The 571-nt window shown below is 42.4% G+C and carries 1 protein-coding gene; it reads left to right on the top strand.

Annotated features, from left to right (window positions below; all coding sequences use genetic code 11):
• Positions 1–438 (top strand): hypothetical protein (locus tag R7R78_RS28345; protein WP_225474879.1); only part of this gene is annotated, 438 nt, incomplete at its 5' end.
• Between the last annotated feature and the right edge of the window lie 133 nt (positions 439–571).

Raw genomic sequence — 571 nt, 5'->3', positions numbered from 1 at the left:
GCTATTGCCTATTTTGCCAATTATATTGCAGTGGCGAATGCGATCTCTTGGTCCATCGTCTACGAAGGCAATTATCCTATTATGATGAGCCGTTTCGGCAGCTACTTTATTGTTAGTACGCACGACGCCATGCTGGTAGCTGGATTTGTTTCTCTGGCTTTTTTTATCATTAACTGGCAATTGGCGATGCACTGCGCGAGTTTACTCAGCCAATATTTAGTGCGAATCCTTATCATCAATCGCACGCGTTTTGTCGCCATGAGTTTAGTGTTCAGTAGCTATTTTGCTTACTTGTTAACGATAGGAATTTTTTGGCTGTTTCACGACACGTACTCAATTTGGCAAGGATTGAAACTCACGCCTGCTTTTCTTTTATTAGCGCTGTTATTAGCCGTCGTGTTACCTGCCATGAAAAAAGAAACGTCCGAAAGCGAATAAGCGTGAATCGCTCTACCGTTTGAGTAGTAATTCATGTGCCATTGAGTTAGCATTGCCGACTTTTTTTCGTCAGTGGGAGGACTCATGTATATTGGCTTTGACTATGGCACTGCAAATTGTTCAGTGGCAAAAA

It is taken from the genome of Vibrio sp. 2134-1, from assembly GCF_033339495.1.
Note: the sequence above shows the minus strand (reverse complement) of the source record. Positions and strands in the feature narration are given on the sequence as shown.